Here is a 15227-nt window from a genome sequence, read left to right on the forward strand (position 1 = left end):
ACGTTACGCAAAGGTTGTCTTCGCCGATGCAAACAAGTGTTACTTTTGCTACACTTAATAAGATTGGAGAGGTGAAATGTATGCAAAAAGAAACATGGCTTTTTCTAGAGTCAGGTGCGTGTTCCCCGTCTTACAACATGGCTTTAGATGAAAAATTGTTGCAGTGGCATAGCGAAGGGAAAATTCCACCAGTGATTCGCTTTTATGAATGGAATCCAGCATCTCTTTCTCTTGGCTACTTTCAGAAGATACATAAAGAAATCAATATTACCGCAGTAGAAGAACATGAACTAGGGATTGTGCGCCGTCCTACTGGAGGACGTGCAGTGTTGCATGACAAAGAATTGACGTATAGCGTCATCGTCAATGAAGACCATCCTAAGATGCCTGAGACAGTAACTGAAGCATACCGTGTCATTTCAGAAGGATTGCTGGAAGGGTTCAGACAATTAGGATTAGAAGCGAATCTATCGATTCCGAAAACGAAAGAAGATACCGATGCATTGAAAAACCCAACATCTGCCGTTTGTTTTGATGCTCCTTCTTGGTACGAGCTTGTTGTTGAAGGGAAAAAAATAGCAGGAAGCGCGCAAACGCGTCAAAAAGGCGTCATCTTACAACACGGCGCAATTGTGCTTGCGTTTGACGTCGATCAACTATTTAGTGTGTTCAAGTTCAAAGATGACCGCATGCGAGAACAGATGCAAAAGCGTTTCCTTCAAAAAGCCGTTAGCATTCAAGACCTAACAAGCACTGACGTAACCATCCCTCAATTGAGAGAAGCTTTTAAAGTCGGCTTTGAGCAAGGCCTTGACGTTCATTTAGAACCAATGACGTTAACGGAAGAACAAAAGCAAGAGGTAGAATCGTTAGCGATTGAGCGCTATCAATCAGACGACTGGACGTATCGTAGATAATAAAAATAAGGTTAGTACGACTCTGAAGTGATTTCAGAAAGCGTTTAGCTGCATGTAGTATTTTGAAAGCAGAATAACATTTCCAGAGCAGGTTTATGCCTTAACTAAGGACCGTACTATGGCAATCAAAGCTTAATGGTTTATCAAAAAAGAACGAGCACCCGTTTAAGTTTGGGCGTTCGTTCTTTGATTTTGTCTTGTTCAGTGCATGTATATTACGTTACTCGCCTTGTTCAGTCTTGACTACGTCTTCGTTAAAACGCTTTTGTAACGATTTCGTTAATGGTCCGACCGTTAATTTGTGATGCACGGTACCTCTAAACTCAACGATCGGAGTAATCTCACTTGTCGTACTCGTAATAAAGGCTTCATCAATGTTCTTCATATCTTCGACTTGAATGGGTTCAAAGACTACGGATTTTCCGTGTTCTTCAATATAGTCGAGAACGAGTTGGCGAGTAATGCCATTTAAGATGTAATTGTTTGCAGGGTGAGTTTGTACAACATCGCCTTTAATGATGAATAAATTCGATGAAGAGCCTTCAGTCATTAAGTCACCACGGTGCAATAAGGCTTCTTGGCAGTCGTGATCAGCGGCTTTGCGTTTGGCCATGACATTGCTAGTAAGTTTACCGTTTTAATGTCACAACGTAGCCAGCGTTCATCTTCGGTTAAGTACGTAGCAATTCCTTCAGACATCGCTTGTTGTGGTCGCTCCATTGGCTTTGTGAATGCAAAGATCAAAGGTTCAGTATGGCGCTCATATAGATGGTTACGATCAGCGGAGCCTCGCGAAAGTTGGACGTAAATGATTCCTTCGTTTAATTCGTTTTCTTTAAGCAGCTCTAGAAGGGAGTTCGTTAAGCTTTGCTTAACATCGTAATCAAACGGGATGTCCAATTCTTCAGCGCTTCGTTGAAAGCGTTGCATGTGCATTTCCATTTGGAACGGAAATCCTCCATAAATTCGAATTACCTCGTAAATACCATCACCAAAATACATGCTGCGATCATCAAATGAAAACGAAGCTTCTTCTCGATTAATGAGTTGTTCATTTATTAATACTTTCTCACTCAACTGATTCCACGCCTTTCATATGTGCTCTAATGAAGAACACATCACGATTATTCTGACTTCTATCATACCACGATTTGCTTTCTTTTCGAAGTGATGCTTTTCTTGAATCTGTCGTTGTTTGTCATGCGCCAATTCGGTACAATAAAGAATGTGATAAAAGAGTTGTGCCCAGAACGCAATTGAATGGGGGAACACACGATGGCAACAGCTAGCATGGAAGACTATTTAGAACGAATCTATCAATTGATTGAAGATAAAGGGTATGCTCGGGTGTCTGATATCGCAGATACACTAGAAGTGCATCCATCTTCTGTAACGAAAATGGTACAAAAACTTGATAAAAGTGGTTACGTCGTTTATGAAAAATATCGAGGACTGATCCTAACATCAAAAGGCAATAAAATTGGAAAGCGGCTCGTCTACCGTCATGAGTTGTTAGAAGAATTTTTACAGTTGATTGGTGTCGATGAATCGTTTATTTATCAAGACGTTGAAGGGATTGAGCATCATATTAGTTGGGATGCGATTGACCGCATAGGAGATCTTGTTCAGTACTTCAAAGACGATCCGGCGCGTCTAAACGCACTAAACAACTATCATAAAGAAGAAGAATAGATAAGGGGTGGAAGAGGTGCAGACTTACACGATGATCGTAGCCGGCGTGACGAGGCACCTGCCGATCGTCCCGATCTCAGAACATACAGCGATTGCCAGTTTCGTGATGCTTGGAGATACAGCGCTCACTAAAGCAACAGCAAAGGCGCTCGTCGATCAATTGCCAGAAGCTGATGTTTTAGTTACGGCAGAAGCCAAAGGCATTCCGTTGGCTCAAGAACTCTCGAGTTTGTTGAATCAAGATCAGTATGTTGTTGCACGTAAAACAGTGAAGCCTTACATGAGCGAGCCACTCGTACTAACGGTAAAATCCATTACGACCGATGTAGAGCAGACACTCGTATTGGATGAACGAGATGCTCAAAAGCTTAAAAACAGGCGGATTGTGCTCGTAGACGATGTTGTATCAACAGGTGAATCGATTGCGGCACTGCAAGAACTCGTTGAAAGGCAGGGGGCAACGTCGTTGCCAAAACCGCTGTACTTGCAGAAGGCAGTGCAAATGATCAACAAGATCTCATTTATCTAGAAGAACTTCCTTTGTTTCCAATTGAAAAAAAGCCGATTTAGCGGTTTGCTCCAAAAGTTCGTAAAAACAATTTTTGGGCAAACGATGCTAAATCGGCTTTTTTTATTCTTTTTGTGCAGGTGTTGGTTCTTCTTTTGGTTGGTCCTCTTTCAAGTTGATTTGAAAAAGTCCTGCTTCTTTCGCACTTAAGATTGCCATATAAACAAATGGACCTAAGATTAATCCCATTACACCAAAGAATACAAAACCGAAGTACATTGATAATACGGTCGGCAAAGCATTCATGCCAATTGAGTCTCCGAGTACTTTAGGTTCTAAAATACGACGAATGATGAGGAGAACGAGCGCTAAAATGTTCAGTTGAATCCCCATCGTGACATCACCTAAGATCATCGCTAACAATCCCCATGGGACGAGTACGAGGGCGGGGCCTACGTAAAGTGGAATAATGTCTACGACCCAAATGATGAGTGAGAGTATAAAAGCAGAGCCTGGTGATATGTAAAGAAGACTTATGTACGTGAGAATAAAGACTCCTAAGCTAAGAATAAATTGCGCTTTCCACCAGCCTAAGAATACTCGACCCATCCGGTGAAAGACGAATCGTAATTTCTCGGATGTTTCCGTTTTGAAGAAGTTAAAGAAATTCCCAAGAAGTCGAGGTAAATCCAAACTAAATAGAAACAACGTAATTAAGTAAATAAGCACTACGAAGAGCATATTTGGAATCGCAGACAAAAACGAACCGAGTAGCCCGACAAGATTGGTTGTAATGCTGAGCGCGAAATCAATCGCATCTTCTGAAAGACGCTCAAGTTCACGGGCGATTTGATACCCTTGTGGTAAATCTCTCAACAATTGATTAAATTGAATAATCAAGTCGTTCGCAAACCGTTGCAGTTCAAGTGCGTATTGTGGGAGTTGTTGTGACCAACTTACAATACTTCTCATTAGACTTGTCACTGCAAAGTACAGCCCGATTGCACTAATGGCTACAAATAACAAAAATACAATTGTAACAGGCAGAAGGCGCTTTTCAGTTTTTAACTGCTTTTTAAAGAAACGAACAAAAGGTTCAAAAATCATGGCAGTTAATAACGCTAATAGCAGCGGCATAAATGCCGAAAAATTGTAATAAACAAATAGCCCAATCAAGATCAGGGCAATAATGATTAAAATCCGTTTGACTAACGTTTTAGTTAACAACAGGTGCCTCCTTCGCTTCGTTGAAGCGCTATAATGCAAAAATCCTTATCTCTATATTATACGGCAAATTTTAGGATGTAAAATGGAATCGGAAGTTTTTTTACATAAACGTAGAAAAGCAACAAACTTTTCGTTTGTTGCTTACGTAAAGTATTCAATTTTGGAGTTGGGAAAATAATGGTCTACGTAGCGATATAGCGTATCTTTCATCACTTCTTCTTGATCTTTTTCGTACACGTATTTGTGAATTCCGTAGCGACCCCATTTTTTTCGGCGTTTCGTTTCATCAAGTTCTAATTTTGTCATCGGATAGTTTTTCTCGATGACGCGTTTGGCAGGTTGTGTAAACCGGTGTTGAATGAATTCAAAGGTAATGTTGTCGCGTCCATTACTCGGAAGTTGATTGGATAGCTTTTTAAATAAGGTCTCATAGCCTTCTTCCCAACCGTCATGTACATAAATCGGAGCGACGATGAAACCGAGTGGATAGCCTGCCTCTTGAACTTTAGCGGCGGCTTCAATCCGTTTATCAAGCGTTGATGTTCCAGGTTCGAAGTACTTTATAACAAAGTCGGCATTCACACTGAAGCGAAATCGTGTTTTGCCTCGATGATCTGCATCTAATAAATGATCAACATGTTCAAATTTCGTAACGAAGCGAAGCTTTCCTAATTCACTTTTGGCCATATGTTCAATTGCGTGCTTAAGAGAGTGAGTAATATGATCAATGCCGACAATATCTGACGTACAAGATGCTTCAAATCTTGTCTGTTCAGGCGCTCTTTCTAACATATAGTCGTCCGCTTGTTGTAAGATTTCTTCTGTGTTCACATACGTTCGAATGTACGGCTTACTTCCCATCGTCGTTTGCAAATAACAATAATGGCAATGACCCATACATCCAGTAGCTAAAGGGATCGCATATTCAGCCGACGGTTTAGACGTATCAAACTTTAATGTTTTTCGAACGCCAACGACGAGTGTTGATTTTGCGTTTCGATATTTTTGAAAATGATTGTCACCAGGCAAATTGCGGATTTGGTTGTGTGACGTAGTCTCATGTATTTCAGTTCCTAATTCTTTGAAATAATCATAGAGTTTCTTGCCTAATGGGTAGTCAAAAGCTTTCGGTTCTATATATATTCGCTCAGGCATAAATGGTTTCATGGTGTTCCCCCCTACATCGGTTCTGTCGGTGCCAAAGTAATAAGAATATGCTTCTTCTGCCTCTTCATAACTATTGAAAACCGCAAGTTCTTCAGTGATCGGATAAAACTCGTCCATTAAATAAATGGTTTGTGAAAGAGGGTCATGTGGGTCGTTTACGACGGTAGCTTCACGGATGTTTGCAACGTCTTGCGTGTGGGGATTACGGTGAATTACATAAAGCGTTTCACCTGCTTTGTAGTCCATCAGACGCTCTCCTCCTTTCTCTTTACCTAATTTGTGCGTATCTTTTATGTCGTACGCTAGGAGTGAACTGGCGATCAATCCTTACATTTCCTATAAGGACAACACGCAACTTCTTCTTTGTGCGCATAGTGTGTAGGTGTGGGGAGTTGGTGTTTCAATGCTGATTGACGGTGTCTTTGCAGGTGGTGGTGTAAAAGCCTTTGCCTTCATTGGCGCATTGCAGGCGATGGAAGAAAAGAACTTTACGTTTTCTAGAATCGCAGGTACGAGTGCAGGAGCCATTATGGGGAGCTTAATGGCTGCAGGATATACGAGCAAGGAAATTCGCGAGATGTTCGATGAAGTTGAACTCAAGATGTTCCTCGATCCTACAGCTTGGGCGAAAACATTTCCACATTTACTCAAATGGGTTGGCGTCTACTTTGGGCTTGGATTATATAAAGGCAATAAATTAGAAGAGTGGTTAGCGAATAAGCTTGAGGCAAAAGGAGTTCGAACGTTTGGTGATTTGCCAAATGATCAACTAAGAGTTGTGGCAGCAGATATTTCAAAGAGCCGAATGCTCGTTTTACCAGATGACCTTGAGCATTATGGAATCATTCCAGACTCGTTCCCGGTCGCTCGTGCGGTACGAATGAGTTGTAGTTTACCATTTTTCTTCCAGCCTGTTCGCTTGTTCGATAAAGGTGGAGCGTCATCTTTAGTCGTTGATGGTGGGATTTTAAGTAATTTTCCGATGTGGTTATTTCGAAAGCATCGTTCAAAGCGACCATTACTCGGTTTTCAATTAAATCCAGAACCGGCGGATCATGATAAAAACTCGATTACAAATGCGCTTGAGTTGTACGGTTCGATTTTTGAGACGATGCAAAAAAGCCACGATTCTAAATATATTGATTCTGTGCATGAAAACAACGTCGTGTTTATTCCGATTGAAACAGTAAGAACGACGAGTTTTTCTTTAACAGATGAAGATCGAGAAAAGTTAGTTTCCCTCGGTTATGAGACGACAAAACAGTATTTGAAAACGTGGAGTCGCTAAAAAATGCGCTGACGAAAATTATCGTCGCGCATTTTTTTCTTGCCATTAACGACCTTTAAGTGGGTCGGATTTCGCCTTTTCTTTACACTAACCGCATCGGGATTTTTATTGTTTGTTTTTCGTCGTTGTTTGTCTTGTTTGAGTGCACGCTTGTAATTCGGGTCCACCCGTTGACCTTGAACGCGTGGAAGAATAAAGCGAGTGAGAACGAAATAGAGAATGACCCCGATTACAGCAGTGATGACGAGCATTAAGAGCAGCCCAGATGGATTGAAGATCAGTTGAGAACCGAGTCCAATCACTGCAAGGAAGCTAATAATCAAAACGAAAGGGTTTTTTAGAAACGACTGCAAACGCTCATCTCCTTTTAAACGATGTTACTGCCGGCTTTTTCTGCCTTTAGTTGCTCATCGCGTTCGAGCAGTTTTTCAAAAGAAGCAATTGATACTTCAACTTGGTCGTCTTTCGGTTGTTTCGTTGTGAGAAGTTGCAACCATAAACCAGGGAGTCCGAGCCATTTTAACACAGGGATGTCTCGTAACTTGTTCGTAAACTGCAATACTTCATAAGAAACACCGAGAACGACTGGAATAAGTAACAAACGATGTACAATTCGCTCGAACAAATTATCAAATGGTACGAGCAAATAAATCATCACACCGATAATGACGGTAAATAGCATAAAGCTACTACCACAACGGTAATGCAAGCGAGAGTGTTCTTGTACATTTTCGACCGTCAATGGTTTATTCGATTCATACGTGTTGATCACTTTATGTTCGGCACCGTGATATTGAAATACTCGTTTAATGAGTGGGGTTAATGAAATCAAATAAATGTACCCGACGAGAATAATGGTCTTAAATAGACCTTCAAGTAGGTTCTGAGCGACGTGACCGGGGAATGGCCCGGATAAGAGCTCAGCTAAAAAGACTGGGACGAGCGTAAAGATGACAGTTCCGATTAAAAATGCAAACACTGCCATGGCAGCGACACCTATAAAGCTGACGATCTTAGAACGCTGCTCCTCAGTAACGATATTCTCATCATCATCGGGATGAACATCATAACGATCAGAGGCAAAGTTCATATGTTTACTTCCCATCGCTGCCGCTTCTATTAGAGCGACTGTTCCTCGAACGAAAGGAATTTTCTTTAGCTTCTGAAGTGTAGGCATTGGCTTTCGTACGTTTTCGAAGTATTCGATATCACCGGTGTTTCGCCGTATAGCTGAAACGGTTGTTTCTTTACCTGCAAACATTACCCCTTCAATCAGTGCTTGACCACCATAGGCGGGCTTTTCTTTAGAAGGAGACGTTTGTTCGTGCTTTTGTTCTTCGCTCATGTTGGCACCTATCTTTCAACTCTTTGGTTTGCTATGGTTTCTATTCTACAACAAGATGCAACTCACCTCCACGACACAGTTTTAAAAGAGAGAAAATCTACTGTGAAGAGAATGAGCACACCTCATTTGTACCATACTATGGATCAATGAGGTGAGTAAATAATGCCAACAAAACAAAATCAAAAAACAGATACGAAAGATTTGCCGTATAGCGTAAAGGTTCTCTTAATTGGAGCAGTAGGAGGTCTTTTGTGGAGTTGTATTTGGTACGGGGCTTATTTTTTTAATTTTACAGATGTCGGTCCGAATTTATTTTGGATGGCATGGTCACTCGGAGATTGGACAGAAGAGAAAACAGGTCAGTGGCTTGCTATTCTTATGATTACGATTAGCTCGATTGCAATCGCCTTTCTTTATCGTTATAGTCTTGCGAAGATTAGTAGCATGTGGATGGGAATTGGCTTTGGAGCCGTACTATGGGTGCTGATTTTTTACATTGCTAATCCGTTATTTGTCGGGTTAGATTCAGTGCAAGAGTTAAGTAATATTACAATTACGAGTACCATTTGTTTGTTTATTAGTTACGGTCTATTTGTCGGCTATTCCATTGCTTATGAAGAAGAGTTGCAAAAATACGGAGGAACATAATGGCTAGATTTCCTAAACATGTGCTAAGATAGAGGTGATGTAATCGTAAGTTTTGCGAGGAGGAACGAAAGCGAATGAAACGAGTTGACAATGTTAGAAAACAGTTTCAATCATTAGGCATCGATGCGTTTATCGTTGAGAGCGAGGCCAATCGTAGATACCTTTCGCATTTTACTGGGAGTGCAGGGGTCGTTTTTTTAACGGAAAGTGAATCATATTTTATTACCGATTTTCGTTACGTCGAACAAGCAACGAGTCAATGTGTTGGTTACACGATTGTTGAGCACAAAGGTTCGGTTGCTACGGAAATACAAGAACTTGTAAAGAAGCATAACGTGAAGGCAGTCGGCTTTGAGAAATCGTATACAACCTTTGAGAAGTATGAGTTGTATAAGCACGAATATTCGATTCCACTGGTTCCTTTAAGTGGGGTTGTGGAATCATTGCGTCAGTTCAAAGACGAAGAAGAAATTGTGACGATGAAGAAGGCTGCAGCTATTGCAGATGAAGCTTACACGCACATTTTAAATTACATAAAGCCTGGAATGCGAGAAAAAGAAGTTCGTGATGAGCTAGAGTTTAAAATGCGACAACTTGGTGCTGATGGATCATCGTTTGATATGATCGTTGCTTCAGGAGCACGAGGTGCATTGCCTCACGGTGTTGCAAGTGACAAAGTCATCGAAGAAGGTGAACTTGTTACTCTTGATTTTGGTGCAATTTATGAAGGGTATTGCTCAGACATTACACGTACTCTCGCTGTCGGAGAACCTAGTGAACAAATGAAAAAGGTCTTTGACACGGTGTTACAAGCACAGTTAAAAGGTGTAGAGCAAATTAAACCTGGAATGACAGGGCAAGAAGCAGACGATATTTGTCGTTCGTACATTTATGAACAAGGGTATGAAGGCAAGTTCGGTCACGGTTTAGGGCACGGGCTTGGCATTGAAGTTCATGAAGAACCGAGACTTTCTCCGAAAGGTAACGTCGTATTGCAACCAGGAATGGTCGTAACCGTTGAACCTGGGGTTTATTTACCAGGGATCGGTGGCGTACGGATTGAAGATGACATCGTCATTACAGAAACCGGGAATGAGCGTTTAACGACGTCTGATAAAACGCTTAAGTATGCTGGGCAAAACTAGAAAAAGGTGGATATACGAAGATGATTTCAGTAAACGATTTTAAAACAGGTCTTACGATCGAAGTAGATAACGATTTATTTTCAGTGTTAGAATTCCAACATGTAAAACCAGGTAAAGGCGCTGCTTTTGTTCGTTCAAAATTAAAGAATTTACGTACTGGTAACATCGCAGAGAAAACATTCCGCGGTGGGGAAAAAGTAAATAAAGCTCATATCGACCGTGATAAGATGCAATACCTCTACTCAAATGGAGATGAGCATTCTTTTATGAACATGGAGTCATTTGAGCAAATTGAGTTGCAAACGGAACAAATTAAGTATGAACTAAACTTCTTGAAAGAAAATATGGAAGTTCACATTACGCAATACGGCTCAGAAACACTTGGGGTTGAGCTACCTAACTCTGTAGAGCTAACGGTAACTGAAACAGATCCAGGAATTAAAGGGGATACAGCTTCAGGTGGTCACAAGCCAGCAACCCTTGAAACTGGATTCCGTGTAAACGTGCCGTTCTTTGTTAACGAAGGTGACGTTCTTGTTGTTGATACACGTAAAGGGGAATACGTTTCCCGCGCATAGTAAAGCAAAAAGCACTTTAAACGTTTCTGTTTAAAGTGCTTTTTTTGTTGCAATAAACCACATGAAGGGACAAGAGTCGTTATATATAGGCGCATACTAATTCTTAACGTTCTCTACCTTTCACAAAAAGCGGATGTCTAGATTCTTTTTACATGGAATCTGGACATCCGTTTTTTTATAGAGGGTCTTTCGTTACGCCAGTTTATTATTTGATGATTGGTTTACGTGGACACCAAGCAACGTGTAGGGAGGGTTTTGAAATAGATCGTGTGAATAATGTTTCACGATTCCCCAGCGATCGGTTTTGACAGCGACGATCAAATCGGCATTCAATTCGTTAATGCGTTTTGACGGTTTGTCGAAGGTTAGGTCAATGTTAATGACTTCAATCCCTTCATCGAGAAGATAAGCTTTGTAATCATTTAACCAAGCGGTTCGCTGTTGTATTAATTGTTGTTTTGATTGAATGTCATTTCGATCTGTGACTGAATCTTTGCGTTGATCAATTGAGTGGGCGAGGATTACGTCTTTGTTTCGTTGCTTTGCGATTGTTGCACCTTTTTTGACAGCAGCAAAGGAATGATTACCATAATCAACGTAAATGATGAGCGGTAGATTAGGCATATTTCACACCTGCTTTAATGTCTCTAGGCTTTACGACTAAACAATCGACTTGGCTTTTTTTAATCAGCCTTTTGAAATGCTGCCTTCTAACGCTTTTTCAATTTTATTGCCCCCGGTGGCTCCATGAATAATTAAATCAATGTTGTAACGAGGCACGACAGATTTAACAATTTTCTGTACAGGAAGTCCTGTATCAACAATTAGTTTAGCGTTGACACCGGCTGTTGTTGCTTTTTGGTGAAGGTGTGATAAATAGTCTGTTGCCATTTGCTTAACTTGTGGTACGAGGTTTTTATCGTACCGAGACATTGCACCATAAGCTTTCGTATTAATGATGCTACATAAATAAAGTGTCGCAGATTCATTTTTCGCAAATGAGATCGCTTCATTGTAAGCATGAAAGGTCGGTTCATTTTCACTATCTAGGCAAACTAAAATGTTCTGATACGCCATGAATTAGCGCTCCTTTCAAAATAACTAAGCGCGACAACGACTGGAATATACTAACTTGCTTTTAAGCTAACACCGCCATACACGCGCGTCAACGCTTCTTATCCGCTTTCACTCGATTTGCATGGATTTGACGACGGACTTCGACAAGGTTACTTAAAAATGGTGTTTGAATACTCGTCATCTTAGTTCTATTTACGAGTTGTACGAATAAAGTGTACAAGCAAGATCCATTTTTGAAATCATGTTAACGAGCTTATTAAAGGGTTTATTCACTATTGTGATGTTTCAGCACAAAAAATGAATGTTCCTTTTGAAACGGAGTTGAAGATTGGTGTCACTCATGATTAAGCAAAGCTTAGAATTACAGTCCATTAAAAACATCGTCGCCTTGCTTCCATACCAGTATCACCAAGAATTAACATCTGTACTCATGAACCATTTCGTTCAAGAGATTCGCCTCCGTCCAAATCAATCAATTGAGGTCGTGTTGGCTGGAGAAAGCTTTTTTTTGAGGAATACGTTATTCAATGAAGCGGATGCGACATTTGTTTTAAATCAATTAAGTCAACATTCCATTTACGCATTCGAAGAAGAATTGCGTCATGGCTTTTTAACGTTACGAGGCGGGCACAGAGTTGGGATTGCTGGAGAAGCGGTTGTGGAGAAAGGCGTTGTAAAGACAATTAAACATATTCGCACATTTAACATTCGAATTAGTCGAGCGCTGGAAAAGGTTAGTGTCCCATATCTTCAAGGCCTATATGAAGGCAGGTGGAAAACATCAATTATTGCAGGTCCTCCTCAATCTGGGAAAACGACGATTCTTCGTGACCTTGCAAAAATAATGAGCAATGGATATGAGCGTCTTAACATTCCGCCGCAGAAGGTTGCGATCGTTGATGAACGAAGTGAAATTGCCGCTTCATTTGAAGGTACACCGCAACATGATGTTGGCAAACGCACGGATGTACTGGATCGTTGTCCGAAAGCAGAAGGAATGATGATGCTTATACGCTCGATGAGTCCGAACGTCATCATCGTTGATGAGGTAGGAAGTGAAGCTGATATAAGGGCAATTGAGGAAGCTGCGAGCGCAGGTGTTGCTGTTCTTTGTAGTGCACATGCAAAATCGATGAATGACTTAGAAGCGAGAGGGATAATCAATTCAGATACGTTTGAAGGAATCCTTTTGCTCAACGATAAAAAGGAAGGTCACTTTGTGTATAAGAAAAGAGGCAAGTTGTGAGGTGGATCGGCGCCATCATTTTGTTAGTAGGCATGACTACGATTGGATTTGAATGGGCAAGACGCTTGTCACAACGATCGAAGCAAATTCGTGAATTAACGACTGCATTGCAACATTTTGAGGCAGAAGTCATGTACGGTCACACACCGCTCATTCATGTTGCTAATCGGATATCCTCAACCGTTTCAAGTCCACTTTCGCAGTTTTTTAAAGACTTTGGAACCCGATTAAAAGAAGGAAATCATGACGTTCAAAGTGCTTGGCAAGAAAGCATAGCAATCAATTGGGATAAAACAGCCATGAAAATAAAAGAAAAAGAAGCGCTCCTGCAATTTGGTCAAACGCTCGGCCAGCATGGCCGTTATGAGCAACAAAAATACATTCAATTAACACTTACACATTTACGGGCTGAAGAAATAAATGCACGAGAAGAGCAACTAAGATATGAGCGCATGGCGAAGTCTCTCGGGTTTTTAGGAGGCTTGCTTGCAATTATCGTCATGATCTAGGCAAAAGGAGGGATCGCGGTGGGATACGATGTGGATACAATATTCCAGATTGCTGGAATTGGGATCGTCGTTGCGATGATTCACACCGTTTTAAAGCAGATGGGCAAAGAAGATTGGGCACATTGGGTGACGTTAATCGGGTTTATTGTCGTTTTGTATATGGTCGCGACAATCGTCGATGATTTATTTACAAAAATCAGAAGTGTCTTTTTATTTATAGGGTCGTAATTTTATGTCTATAGACATGATTCAGATCGTTGGCTTTGGCCTAATCTCTGCGTTTTTAGCAATGATTTTAAAAGAGCAAAAGCCAGCTTTCGCTTTTTTATTGACGCTCTTTGTTGGCGCAATGATTTTCTTGTTTCTGTTGGATCATATTGTCATGGCATTCCAACTCGTTGAAACGTTAGCAACGCATGCAAACATCAATATGGTTTATTTGCAAACGATGTTAAAAATTATCGGGATTGCTTACATTGCCGAGTTCGGTGCACAGATTGCAAGAGACGCTGATCAAGGAGCGATTGCCCAAAAAATTGAACTTGCCGGAAAGGTGCTAATCGTCGTCATGGCCATCCCGATTTTTAATGTGCTCATTGAAACGGTGATTTCCTTAATTCCAGGGTAAGAAAGAGTGATGCAAGTGAAACGATTCATCACACTACTCGTTGCCACAACCGTCTTTTTTCTTTTTCCAACCACGAGCTTTGCAGAAGACGATTCACTGACGTTTCCAAATGACTCGTCAACCTATACGGAAGAGGAGCATCAAGTAGAAGCGAGAGATGAGATTACTGAACAAATGGACGAGCAACTCGATCGTCTCGGATTTTCGGAAATAGAAACGTTTTGGGAAGACATTCGACGTGATTACGAGTCATTTCTTCCAGAAAGCCAAAAAGCACCATTTACAGAATTTCTTCAAGGCGAGCATACATTTAATCCGATGGACTGGTTAAAAGCGTTGCTCAGCTACTTGTTCCATGAACTTACCGCAAACATTGCACTACTCGGTACGCTCATTTTATTAGCTGTATTTAGCATGGTGTTACGAGCGTTGCAAAATGCCTTTGAGCATGACGCGGTTAGTAAAGTTGCTTACGGCGTAACGTTTACTGTGCTCATCGTTATTAGCATGAACAGTTTTTATATTGCAATGAGTTATGCGCAAGAAGCGGTTGCAAACATGGTTCACTTTATGATCTCACTGTTGCCGATGGTACTCGCGCTTTTAGCGATGACTGGAGCGGCTACATCAGCAGCGCTCTTTCATCCGCTAATTATCGTTCTTGTTAATACGAGTGGTCTTTTAATTGAACGGTTTGTATTGCCATTGTTGTTTGTTTCCGCAATCGTTAGCGTCGTCAGTAGTATGAGTGAGAAGTTTCAATTAACGAGACTTGCTACACTCATTCGAAATGTTGCAATGGGAACACTCGGTGCGTTCCTGACGATCTTTTTAGCAACGATTTCTGTTCAAGGTGCAACATCAGCGGTTCATGATGGGGTGACACTTCGTACTGCAAAGTACATTGCCGGTAATTTCGTGCCCGTTGTAGGCGGATGTTTACCGATGCTACGGACACCGTCATTGGTGCATCGCTCTTACTAAAAAATACTATTGGACTAGCTGGTCTTGCGATTTTGTTCGTTATTACTGTTTTTCCGGCGCTGAAGATTTTAGCCTTGCGATTACGTTTCAAATTACGAGCGCGATCATGCAACCACTTGGCGGAGGTGCGCTAGGGTCAGTGATGAGTTTGTTTGCGAAAACGGTCATGTTCATGTTTGCTGCCGTTTCGGTCGTCTGTTTAATGTTTTTCTTAGCTGTAACGATCATAATATCATCAGGCAATTTAGCGTTGATGGTGAGGTGATAC

The 15227-nt window shown here is 41.1% G+C and carries 17 protein-coding genes and 2 pseudogenes; 12 read left to right on the top strand and 7 right to left on the bottom strand.

All coding sequences use genetic code 11. The annotated features are described in order from the left end of the window. Positions 1-80: 80 nt before the first annotated feature. Positions 81-917, top strand: coding sequence for a biotin/lipoate A/B protein ligase family protein (locus tag JCM19038_RS01020; RefSeq protein WP_042413597.1), 837 nt, complete (start codon positions 81-83; stop codon positions 915-917). 220 nt (positions 918-1137) lie between these two features. Here the strand turns inward: JCM19038_RS01020 and dat are convergent. After that, positions 1138-1919 (bottom strand): annotated as a pseudogene (gene dat, locus JCM19038_RS25275) (D-amino-acid transaminase). A gap of 273 nt (positions 1920-2192) precedes the next feature. Between dat and mntR the strand changes: the two are divergent. After that, complete coding sequence (gene mntR / locus JCM19038_RS01030) at positions 2193-2609, top strand: transcriptional regulator MntR (protein ID WP_042413600.1); 417 nt, start codon at positions 2193-2195, stop codon at positions 2607-2609. Between the two features lie 16 nt (positions 2610-2625). After that, positions 2626-3138: a phosphoribosyltransferase family protein gene (locus JCM19038_RS01035; RefSeq protein WP_307189924.1), complete on the top strand. Its 513-nt coding sequence runs from the start codon at positions 2626-2628 to the stop codon at positions 3136-3138. 102 nt (positions 3139-3240) lie between these two features. Here the strand turns inward: JCM19038_RS01035 and ytvI are convergent, their stop codons facing one another. Together ytvI and splB are read right to left on the bottom strand one after the other, a co-directional pair. After that, a complete protein-coding gene (gene ytvI / locus JCM19038_RS01040; protein ID WP_042413603.1) occupies positions 3241-4344 on the bottom strand; it encodes a sporulation integral membrane protein YtvI in 1104 nt (367 codons plus the stop codon). Positions 4345-4485: 141 nt separating this feature from the next. Next, positions 4486-5757, bottom strand: a complete 1272-nt coding sequence (splB, locus tag JCM19038_RS01045; RefSeq protein ID WP_081831514.1) for a spore photoproduct lyase — start codon at positions 5755-5757, stop codon at positions 4486-4488. A gap of 157 nt (positions 5758-5914) precedes the next feature. Between splB and JCM19038_RS01050 the strand changes: the two genes are divergently transcribed. Continuing rightward, positions 5915-6799: a patatin-like phospholipase family protein gene (locus JCM19038_RS01050; protein ID WP_042413607.1), complete on the top strand. Its 885-nt coding sequence runs from the start codon at positions 5915-5917 to the stop codon at positions 6797-6799. Here the strand turns inward: JCM19038_RS01050 and JCM19038_RS01055 are convergent. Further along, complete coding sequence (locus JCM19038_RS01055; protein ID WP_042413610.1) at positions 6796-7152, bottom strand: SA1362 family protein; 357 nt, start codon at positions 7150-7152, stop codon at positions 6796-6798. The two genes, JCM19038_RS01050 and JCM19038_RS01055, sit on opposite strands and share 4 nt — an antisense overlap. Before the next feature lie 14 nt (positions 7153-7166). Continuing rightward, entirely contained in the window at positions 7167-8144 is a 978-nt protein-coding gene (locus JCM19038_RS01060; protein ID WP_042413613.1) for a DUF1385 domain-containing protein, read from the bottom strand. Between the two features lie 162 nt (positions 8145-8306). Between JCM19038_RS01060 and JCM19038_RS01065 the strand changes: the two genes are divergently transcribed. The 3 genes from JCM19038_RS01065 (at position 8307) to efp (ending at position 10515) form a co-directional block, all read left to right on the top strand. Further along, positions 8307-8792 carry a YqhR family membrane protein gene (locus JCM19038_RS01065; protein ID WP_042413616.1) on the top strand — a complete coding sequence of 162 codons (486 nt, stop codon included), beginning with the start codon at positions 8307-8309 and terminating at the stop codon, positions 8790-8792. Positions 8793-8866: 74 nt separating this feature from the next. Then, positions 8867-9937: a Xaa-Pro peptidase family protein gene (locus JCM19038_RS01070; RefSeq protein WP_042413619.1), complete on the top strand. Its 1071-nt coding sequence runs from the start codon at positions 8867-8869 to the stop codon at positions 9935-9937. 20 nt (positions 9938-9957) lie between these two features. Continuing rightward, positions 9958-10515, top strand: coding sequence for an elongation factor P (gene efp, locus JCM19038_RS01075; RefSeq protein WP_042413621.1), 558 nt, complete (start codon positions 9958-9960; stop codon positions 10513-10515). 192 nt (positions 10516-10707) lie between these two features. Here efp and JCM19038_RS01080 read toward each other — a convergent pair whose 3' ends face one another. Both JCM19038_RS01080 and JCM19038_RS01085 read right to left on the bottom strand, forming a co-directional pair. Continuing rightward, positions 10708-11139, bottom strand: coding sequence for a universal stress protein (locus JCM19038_RS01080; protein ID WP_042413625.1), 432 nt, complete (start codon positions 11137-11139; stop codon positions 10708-10710). Positions 11140-11202: 63 nt separating this feature from the next. After that, positions 11203-11592 (bottom strand): universal stress protein, encoded by a 390-nt coding sequence (locus tag JCM19038_RS01085; protein ID WP_042413628.1) that lies wholly within the window; start codon positions 11590-11592, stop codon positions 11203-11205. A gap of 340 nt (positions 11593-11932) precedes the next feature. Between JCM19038_RS01085 and spoIIIAA the strand changes: the two genes are divergently transcribed. From spoIIIAA to spoIIIAE, 5 genes and pseudogenes are all read left to right on the top strand, one after another. Further along, on the top strand, positions 11933-12838 hold the full coding sequence (gene spoIIIAA / locus JCM19038_RS01090; RefSeq protein ID WP_152549296.1) for a stage III sporulation protein AA: 906 nt from the start codon (positions 11933-11935) through the stop codon (positions 12836-12838). Next, positions 12835-13347, top strand: a complete 513-nt coding sequence (spoIIIAB, locus tag JCM19038_RS01095) for a stage III sporulation protein SpoIIIAB (protein ID WP_238554237.1) — start codon at positions 12835-12837, stop codon at positions 13345-13347. The genes spoIIIAA and spoIIIAB overlap by 4 nt, the downstream gene beginning before the upstream one ends. 18 nt (positions 13348-13365) lie before the next feature. Continuing rightward, positions 13366-13575 carry a stage III sporulation protein AC gene (gene spoIIIAC, locus JCM19038_RS01100; RefSeq protein ID WP_081831515.1) on the top strand — a complete coding sequence of 70 codons (210 nt, stop codon included), beginning with the start codon at positions 13366-13368 and terminating at the stop codon, positions 13573-13575. 4 nt (positions 13576-13579) lie between these two features. Continuing rightward, positions 13580-13975, top strand: a complete 396-nt coding sequence (gene spoIIIAD / locus JCM19038_RS01105; RefSeq protein ID WP_042359090.1) for a stage III sporulation protein AD — start codon at positions 13580-13582, stop codon at positions 13973-13975. 9 nt (positions 13976-13984) lie between these two features. Next, positions 13985-15224, top strand: a pseudogene (spoIIIAE, locus tag JCM19038_RS01110) (stage III sporulation protein AE). The last annotated feature ends 3 nt before the right edge of the window (positions 15225-15227 follow it).

Source organism: Geomicrobium sp. JCM 19038, from assembly GCF_000698125.1.
GTDB lineage: Bacteria > Bacillota > Bacilli > Bacillales > Marinococcaceae > Geomicrobium_A.